The sequence below is a fragment of the uncultured Methanobrevibacter sp. genome, assembly GCF_947170395.1.
Classification (GTDB): Archaea; Methanobacteriota; Methanobacteria; order Methanobacteriales; family Methanobacteriaceae; genus Methanocatella.
The window spans coordinates 25,258-34,081 of the sequence record NZ_CAMVTE010000023.1; the positions used below are offsets into that span (position 1 = coordinate 25,258).

Sequence of the window (8,824 nt, forward strand, 5' to 3'; positions counted from 1 at the left end):
TTACTTGAAAAAAAGGAATTATCTTAAAAATGGAATTATTCCAGGCAGTTTACCATTATCGGCAATGAAATTGCCTATGTAGAATGAACCTAAAACTATTCCAAAAGCAGTACAAACAACAAGAATAGCTACATTTAAAAAGTATGCCTCAACAAGGGCGTTGATTGGAATATCATTACCTGTTTTATTTTTTATACGAATAGAATCAATAACCGGAGGCAATGTTAAAATCAAAGCGATGACAATAATAAACGGAATTGCATCAAACCAAATGTTGGAACTGTTATGGTTAAAAGCCAGGTAAAATCCTAAAACAAAACCAATTATAATGGCCAAAATAGAAAATTTGTCAAAAACATCATACACTCTTGTCATCAATACACCTTCAATTATAGTATATATCATCCACATATATAAAATAGTATCAAAGCAGGTCATCCAAACTTTTTATCATCGATTCACGAATGGCATATCTTTTTTGCAAATCTGTTAAAGAATCAGCCAAATCCCGCCTAAACCGCTCACAGGCATAATCATCATAGGTAAACTTAATTCCATCATATTGTATGTCCATCAATATTAAATATTCGGGCTCAAGCACTTTAATATATGCCCGAGGTTCATCTTTTTCTGGATTTAACAGCTTTTCAACTTCATCGAGATTCATCTTTCCCAAAGCCACATCGACAAAAACCCTCATCATCTTTCTGACCATGTTCCATAAAAATGATTCACCGTAGATGTCTACAAATATTGGTGAGATGGTATCATGCATATTTGGAAATTCCCTTTTGTGATAGTCATCCAGATTGACTTTTGTGATTTTAATATCATCAATAGTTCTTGTGGTCGTCTTTTGAAAACGTTTTGTGAAATTGGTGAAGTTATGAGTTCCCTTAAAGATTTCAGCACACTCGTTGAGTTTATCAATATCCAAATCCTGAAATAATAAATACCTATATTGTCTCATCTGTGCATATCTTGGCTTGAATGCATAGCGGACAGGAGCTGATGCTAAAATCTGGATATCATCCGGAAGTGAATTGTTGATTTCATTTACCCTAACTTCTTTTTCTGACTGAAAGCTAATTACATTACCCAGACTGTGAACTCCTGCATCGGTTCTTCCTGCAATTCTAAATCGGGACTTTTTTAAATCATCAATATAGTCTAATTTTCTTAAATGATAAATCAATTCTTCTTCAACAGTTCTGAGGTCCGGCTGTCTTTGAAACCCGTGAAAATTAGTTCCGATATAACCTATTTTGAGTGCTGTTCGTTTCATTATATTAATATTATTTTCAATATAAAATAAGCTTTTAGTAAAAGATTATAATTTTACGGCATATCTGAAGTTATTAGTTTGTGGATTTATTTCCAGCTTTTGAATACGTTTTTCCATATGAACTGTCTGAAGGTCGTTTGCTGTATCCAACACAACAACAAAACCCATCTTTTTCCAGAAACTAAGTGCCCCATCCAAGTTTTTATGAGTATGGAGATAAATTTCATTATAGTCCTTTTCATTTGCGAAATTTTCGGCTATATTGAACATTTTAGAAGCTAAACCACAACGTCTGCATCTTGTATCGACAAATAATCTCCATATGCTTGAAGTGGTTTTGTCGGAGTAGGAATTTTTAAATTCCTGAAAATCCTTATCATAAGCTCGCAATCCAATAGTTGCTCTGATTTTTCCTGTATCATCATATGCAACAAAAAATCCATTCCTTTTTGGATTAATATAATATTTTTCCATATTCACTATATCCTGATGCCATTGCGGAACATATCCATATCCGAACTCATTTTTAATCATGTTAAAGAGAAATTCCTGAACATCACAAATTTGATTTGAATCATTGCTTAATTGCTTAATCACAATATTCATTTAAACACCATTTTTAAGAGTAATACTTTTAATAGGAAAAATATCAAATAAGTAATACTTTTTAATTAATTTTTCATAACTATAATAATAATGAAGTAAAACTTAGTATTTAAAATTTATTATCTGACAGTATTGCAATAAAAAAAAGAAAATAAAAAAAATTTTAAAGATTATTAATCTCATTAAACATCAAAATATCGTCACAGACTACTTCAAGCAACTCAGGGTCATGACTAACCGCTAATATTCCAATATCATTAGCTCTGCAATGGCTGATTAGTGCATCCCAAATTTGTACCTGTGTAACGGCATCAAGCATGGTACTTATCTCATCAGCAATGATAAACTTTGTTTTAGGATTTAGCGCTCTTAATATACTGAAACGTTGCAACTCTCCACCGGAAAGCTCATTAGGCCAGCGTGTTAACCAATTATCCTTAAGACCGAAAGTATCTTTTAAATCCTGAGTTGGAGTCCAAGATTCATTTAACACTTTTTTCATTTTCCATTTAGGATTCATGGTCTTTTCCGGATGTTGGAAAATCAACTGCACAGGATAGAAATCCTTATCTGGAATTTTATTGCCATCTAAAGTAACACTTCCTTTATAATGAGAGATATATCCTGCCATAATTTTACATAATGTGGATTTACCACTACCACTATCCCCGATTAAACCTATAATTTGATTGCTATTAAGAGATAATGAAACGTCTTTCAATATCTGTCTTTTTTTATTATATGAAAAAGAAATATTTTCAGCTTTAAGTTCCATTATTTACCTCCTTCAAAATTAAAACATCTAATCATCACGCCATCATGCTCAACTAATTCAGGTATGTTGTTTTCACATTTATCTAAACGTATTGGACAATTTTCCCAATATGGACATCCAGTAACCTCACCTAATGGCTGAACACCTTCAGTTAATTTGAAGCCATTTCTTGGAAGAGCATCAATTAAGGCTTTAGTGTATGGGTGCAATACATTATCGGAATTTTTGAAGTTTTCTACATTATTTATCTCAATAACATAACCTGAATAAAATATTGCAATCCTATCTGCTGTTTTTAATGCCACATCAATTTCGTGAGTAATAAGTAAAACACCTTTCCCATGGTCTTTTAAATTTTTAATATCATTAATAGTTTCTTCAACACTTTTTGCATCAAGACCCGGTGTTGGTTCATCAGCAATTAACAAATTAGGATCTTCGATTAAAGCTGTAGACAATAATACCTTTCTTGCCATTCCACCAGACAATTCAAAAGGATATAACCCATCCACACTTTCATCCAGCCCATATTTTGAAAAGATTTCCCTTTGTCTAATCTGTTTTTGATTATGTTCATTTTCGTCCTTACACTCACCGATAGCCTGCTCAGATACTTTCATTAAAGGGTCAAGGAAATTAACTGATTGAGGAATCAGACAGATTTCTTTTCCCCTTAATTCCTCTTTCAATTGTTGATCCAGAACTTTTCCCTTATATTTAAGTTCACCAGTTACATGAGAGTTATATGGTAAAATACCCAATATTGAATGAGCTAAAAGACTTTTACCAGAACCACTGGAACCTAAAACTGCAACAATTTCACTTTCATTAACATCGATTGTTAAATCAGATATTACCTTGGAATCATGCCTATTTAATCCCTGAACATATTGTGTAAAAGATATTGATAAATTATTTACTTCTAATAAATTTCCCATAATATCACCAAAATCCTAATTATTCGCCTCAGAAGGATCAAACAATCGTTTTAAGTTATCCCCTATAATATCAAACAGCAACACTACAATCAATAATGCAAGACCTGGGAAGAAAGCCAACCACCATGCACCCATTGCAAGATAAGTCATCGATTCAGACAAAATAATACCAATTGCAGGTTCGTGAGGTGATAAACCAAATCCTAGAAATGTTACGCTTGATTCATGCATGATTGCATGCGGAAATACTAATAAAGTTCCTACAAAAATTTGTGACAGTACCAAAGGTAAAATATGCTCTTTTGCAATCCATAATTTACTTTTACCAAATCTTTTAGATAAAGCAACATATTCAGAAGTGTTAATCTGTAATACTTCCGCTCTAAGCACTCTTGTTAAGTTTACCCAGTGCGAAAATGCTACTGCCATCATTACACCAAATGCTCCTTTACCAAATCCAATGGATATCATCATGATTAATAGTATATGGGGTATTGATGCGAATAAATCGATTAACCATGATACAAATTCATCACAAAACTTGTTTGTACTTGCAATGAAAGCTAAAATTGTTGCGATTATGCTGGATAAAATTGAAGAAACTAAACCAATCATAATACTTAAACTTAAACCTTTAATTGTTCTTGTAAACATATCCCGACCCATCCAATCAGTACCAAACAGATGCTGGAATGACGGAGGTTGCATTTTTATTGAAAAATCAGTTGGCAAATTAGCATTAGTCAATAGTCCACTAATGAAAATTATTAATAAAATCAATCCGGTAAGTGCAATAGTTAAAATTGTTTTTTGCCTTAGATTCAGATTACTAAATAATCCCCGATTATACCATGGCAGTTCACTCATCGTCCTCACCTCTTAATCTAGGATCAACATATTGGTATATCAAATCAGCAATGAAATTTCCTGCAAATACAAAAATTGTACTGACAATAACAATTCCAAGCAATAATGGAACATCCGACCTCAATCCAGCTGCTACAGTTGCTTGACCAATACCTGGGTAAGCAAATACCTGCTCTACAAGGATTGTTCCACCAAATAACTCATTAAATGATAAAAATTGAATTGTAATGGCTGGAAGTAAAATATTTCTTATTCCATGATTTTTTATTGTGCCCCAGAAGCTTTCACCCCTAGCTTGAGCAAATAAGAAATAATCACTTTTTTTAACACTGATAAGTTTATCCCTTGTATACATTGTAAGAGAAGCAATTCCAACGATACTTAAAGTTATTGCAGGCAATATCAACCTATATAACCATTGCCAAAATGTTACAGTATCCGACAATTGCCCAATTGGAACAGATAATCCAATAGGGAACCAACCTAAATAAACAGAAAAAACCATTAAAAGTACTAAACCTATCCAAAATGTAGGAGTGGATTGCAATATATAACAATAAGTTTTAATTACCTTATCAATCCATGTGCCTTCTTTAGCACCAGCAATTACACCTAATCCAAACCCTACAACTGCAGATATCACCCAGGAAACAACCATAAGAGTTAATGAAGCTGTGAATTTTTGCAGGATAACTTCTGTTACAGGTATCCTATAAATTAATGAAAATCCCATACTTCCGGAGGCCAATGTTTGAAGCCAACCCAATACTCTTTCACCTAAAGAGAGATTTGTTCCCCAATAGTTTCCAATAATTGCCAGTTGTTCTTGACTTACAATTCTTTGTCCAAGATATGCTTTAACAGGGTCAATTGGAGATAATTGTATCATTATAAAACTGATTGCTGCAATAACAATTAATAAAATTAGTAATCTAATAGCCTTATATCCAAAAAATTTAGCTAATTTTTTATTGTTAATTTTAATCATCTCGTATGATTTGTTTAAAAAAAAAATAAAAAATGATTTATAAAAATAAATCATTTGAGTTTAATTATTTTGCTGTTGCATTAATACGAGCCCAATCGTAGATGTTACCCCAAATATCTCCACCGTGTGGATAGATGAGGTGGGTACTATTGGATATGTCTAATGAATCACTGACGAAATATGCGTAATCAACAGTTCCAACCCATAAGAATGGATAGTTTGAGGTAGCTTGTTGAGCAGCTTGAGACCAAGTGCTGTATGAGCCATTAACATCTTGAACCATAGCTGAATCTATTAATGAATCAACTGAACTATCATTGAGTGCTTCAGGATTATCATAACCGACACAGGCCACTCTAGAGTCGTATTGATGTTCAATTTCATATGGGTCTGCTGAACCGAATCCCCATACTACACCTTGAGAATATTTATTAGGATCAATATCATCCCAACTTCCACCTACTGGAGTAATTTCAATACCTAACTCTTTAGCTTGTTCTGAAACAGCTACTGCAATTGCTTGTCTTTCAGTTGCTTTTGAATTATAATATACTGAGAAAGAAGCTTTGGTACCGTTTTTCTCTAAGATTCCATCGCCGTCAGTATCATTCCATCCTGCTTCTGCAAGAATTGCTTTTGCTTCATCGACTTTACCATCTTCAAATGTGGAATCAAATGCCCAAGGCAATTGACTTGCAACACCATTGTATGATACATTACCGAAACCGTTAAATGCACCTTCTAATAATTCTTCCCTGTTAATACCAATGTTTAATGCTTCCCTAATAGCAGGGTCACCAGTTACATCGTTACCTATAGTAATATTATCTTCACTTACTTTTCCAGTGTTCATTTGAGTTGGTAAAGAAATACCACGTACATCTATAGAATCGAAGTATTCTAAGTGGTATCCTGGAACGGTTTCATTTGCATATGCAAGTTGTACTTCAGCAATATCTACATCACCGTTTTTGACTGCGGCAAATGCTGCATCAGGATCAAGGAACAAGTTTGTGATTTTATCAAAGTATGGTTCCTGGCCATAGTAATCTGGGTTTTTCTCCAAGATGAACTGCTGTCCTTTATCCCATTGAGCTAATTTATAAGGTCCGGAACCGATTGGGTTTTGACCGTATGTTTCATTATTGTAATTAGCTTCAGGAACAATTCCAACATCTGTTAATTTGTTAATGAAAGTTGAATCAGATTTGTTGAGGTGGAATACTACTGTAGTGTCACCTTCAGCTGTAGCGTTATTCATGGAACTTAAATCTGCTCCTTCACCAAATTCTTTTGCTGTATTATATGAAAATGCCACATCTCCTGCGGTTAATTGAGAACCATCGGAGAATTTTACATCATCACGTATTTCAACTGTGTATGTTTTATAATCATCAGAAATTGTATAATTTGTTGCCAAATCATTTACGAATGTATTGTTTGCATCTCTTTTAAGAATTGTACTTTGAATAAGAGGTTCTGTTCCGGAATCGTGGTATCCCCAACCATGCATTGGGTCGAAACCATATTCAGGTTCTTCACCGTGAGCGGCTACACATGCTACCAATTCATTAGGAGCGTGTTCAGTACTTCCCCCACCCAAAGCGACTGCAGCTATAGCAATTACGGCAATAACTGCAACGACTGCACCTATAATATATTTTTGTCCATTTTATTTCCTCGTTAATAATTACTTTTAAGTTTAATCCAATAGCAACTTGCATTCAGTAATACTAAATTGCAAAAAACTATTATAAAAGTAATACTTTTTTAAAAAAAGATATTACAATTATTATTATTAACATTAAAGTATTTAAAAATTGCTATAAATTATTTCTCAGTTTGAAAAAATAGTATTAACCTTGACAAAAACAGAAAAAATCATTTCAAAAGACTGTTAATTGTCCGGTCTGCCCAAACCATAGTGATGTTATTGGACACAATTTCGCCCAAAACAATGCCCATCCAGGCTCCCCAAACACCATAGTTCAAGACAACACCCAACAAGACCGCAAAAAATATTGTAAAACCTGTTTCACGCATAACGGTTTGAAACATTGCAGTTATTCCCCTGCCTATTCCCTGGAAAACATAAGTTGACGCAACACCGACTGCCATTGTAGGATAATAGATGACAATCCACTGTAAAAAGCTTGTCAGTTCTCCTGCAATCCTAACGCTTGAGCCGGAGGATGTGAATAGTGAAGCTATATCTCCTGCAAATACATTTGTTAAAACTGCAACCGCAAAAGCAAAAATCAGGGAAACTTTCATTGCGTATCTGTGAGCTATTTTAATGTTTTCATAATTTTTTGCACCGTAATTTGCCGCAACTACACTGATTAAAGCTGTTCCGATTGCCAGCATAGGTGTTGTTCCAATAGTAACTATCCTCCAGCCTGTCGAGTAAACGGCAACAGAATCAGTTGATGAGAGAAATGCAAGAAGGGCAGAAAATACTGCTGCGAAAAATGCATTGTTTAAAAGCTGAACGCTTGCAGGAATTCCCACCTTGACAATATCAAAAGTGATGTCCTTTTTGAAATTGAAGTTTGACAAATGAGGCTTTAGGTAAGTATCCCCTTTAATGTAAAACCAGTAGCATAAAATTAAAATTACAAATATTGCTGATATTAATGTTGCAACGGCTGCACCCCTTACACCCAGATTTAAAGAGTAAATAAAAACAGGATCCAAAATCATGTTTAAAATAGCTGATGCAATCATTGCATACATCGGCCTTTTTGAATCGCCTTCACCCCTATATATTCCGTATAGTGCATTAGACATTATTATAAAGATGGAACCTGAAAGAATTATTGCACCATAATCACATGCATAGGAAACAGTTTGACCAGCGCCCATTGCATTCAATATCGCTTCAAGCAAAACCAATAGAACCACGGTTGTTATCAATGATACAACAATATCAATAAAAATAGAATGAATCGAAGCATTATCTGCCTTTGATTTATTGTCTTCACCAATATATTTTGAAATTGCAAAAGCGGCTCCCGCCCCAAGACCGTTTCCAAAGCCTACCAGAATCATGAATATTGGAGTAAAAAACCCAACCCCTGCCAGAGCATCAGCGCCAAGACCTGATACCCAGGCAGCATCAATGAGATTGTATAAACTAGAAATAAGCAGCGATATAATCAATGGTATAGACATCTTCAATAAGGCTTGTTTGGGATTTCCAAGCATTACATCTACACTATCTGAACCATCACTACTTTGCATAACTAAATATTAAAATCTATTCACATATAAATTAATTGTTTGATAACATTCCGCCTTTTCTTCAAATATTGAACAACCTCGCCTTATAGAAGGCTAGGATTCCTAGATTATTTTTCACTCAA

9 protein-coding genes are annotated in these 8,824 nt (G+C 34.0%); all 9 read right to left on the bottom strand.

All coding sequences use genetic code 11. The features are described from left to right. Positions 1-18: 18 nt before the first annotated feature. Positions 19-375, bottom strand: a complete 357-nt coding sequence (locus Q0W04_RS07435; protein ID WP_298501529.1) for a hypothetical protein — start codon at positions 373-375, stop codon at positions 19-21. A 49-nt stretch (positions 376-424) separates the two neighbouring features. Next, positions 425-1,285 carry a tRNA pseudouridine(38-40) synthase TruA gene (gene truA / locus Q0W04_RS07440; RefSeq protein ID WP_298501531.1) on the bottom strand — a complete coding sequence of 287 codons (861 nt, stop codon included), beginning with the start codon at positions 1,283-1,285 and terminating at the stop codon, positions 425-427. A 45-nt stretch (positions 1,286-1,330) separates the two neighbouring features. Beyond that, the gene (locus Q0W04_RS07445; RefSeq protein ID WP_298501533.1) at positions 1,331-1,891 is read right to left on the bottom strand and encodes a GNAT family N-acetyltransferase; all 561 of its coding nucleotides are present in this window, start codon (positions 1,889-1,891) and stop codon (positions 1,331-1,333) included. Between the two features lie 163 nt (positions 1,892-2,054). Next, entirely contained in the window at positions 2,055-2,666 is a 612-nt protein-coding gene (locus Q0W04_RS07450; protein ID WP_298501535.1) for an ABC transporter ATP-binding protein, read from the bottom strand. Continuing rightward, entirely contained in the window at positions 2,666-3,604 is a 939-nt protein-coding gene (locus Q0W04_RS07455) for an ABC transporter ATP-binding protein (RefSeq protein ID WP_298501537.1), read from the bottom strand. The genes Q0W04_RS07450 and Q0W04_RS07455 overlap by 1 nt, the downstream gene beginning before the upstream one ends. A 15-nt stretch (positions 3,605-3,619) precedes the next feature. Then, complete coding sequence (locus Q0W04_RS07460; RefSeq protein WP_298501539.1) at positions 3,620-4,471, bottom strand: ABC transporter permease; 852 nt, start codon at positions 4,469-4,471, stop codon at positions 3,620-3,622. Further along, a complete protein-coding gene (locus tag Q0W04_RS07465; RefSeq protein ID WP_298501541.1) occupies positions 4,464-5,459 on the bottom strand; it encodes an ABC transporter permease in 996 nt (331 codons plus the stop codon). Before Q0W04_RS07465 ends, Q0W04_RS07460 begins: the two co-directional genes overlap by 8 nt. 64 nt (positions 5,460-5,523) lie before the next feature. Next, on the bottom strand, positions 5,524-7,062 hold the full coding sequence (locus Q0W04_RS07470; protein ID WP_298501543.1) for an ABC transporter substrate-binding protein: 1,539 nt from the start codon (positions 7,060-7,062) through the stop codon (positions 5,524-5,526). 278 nt (positions 7,063-7,340) lie between these two features. After that, the gene (locus tag Q0W04_RS07475; RefSeq protein ID WP_298501546.1) at positions 7,341-8,702 is read right to left on the bottom strand and encodes an MATE family efflux transporter; all 1,362 of its coding nucleotides are present in this window, start codon (positions 8,700-8,702) and stop codon (positions 7,341-7,343) included. Positions 8,703-8,824 lie beyond the last annotated feature (122 nt).

Coding starts and splice junctions, on each gene's coding strand:
- Q0W04_RS07435 (WP_298501529.1), bottom strand. CDS start 375: ATGACAAGAGTGTATGATGTTTTTGACAAATTTTCTATTTTGGCCATT.
- truA (WP_298501531.1), bottom strand. CDS start 1,285: ATGAAACGAACAGCACTCAAAATAGGTTATATCGGAACTAATTTTCAC.
- Q0W04_RS07445 (WP_298501533.1), bottom strand. CDS start 1,891: ATGAATATTGTGATTAAGCAATTAAGCAATGATTCAAATCAAATTTGT.
- Q0W04_RS07450 (WP_298501535.1), bottom strand. CDS start 2,666: ATGGAACTTAAAGCTGAAAATATTTCTTTTTCATATAATAAAAAAAGA.
- Q0W04_RS07455 (WP_298501537.1), bottom strand. CDS start 3,604: ATGGGAAATTTATTAGAAGTAAATAATTTATCAATATCTTTTACACAA.
- Q0W04_RS07460 (WP_298501539.1), bottom strand. CDS start 4,471: ATGAGTGAACTGCCATGGTATAATCGGGGATTATTTAGTAATCTGAAT.
- Q0W04_RS07465 (WP_298501541.1), bottom strand. CDS start 5,459: ATGATTAAAATTAACAATAAAAAATTAGCTAAATTTTTTGGATATAAG.
- Q0W04_RS07475 (WP_298501546.1), bottom strand. CDS start 8,702: ATGCAAAGTAGTGATGGTTCAGATAGTGTAGATGTAATGCTTGGAAAT.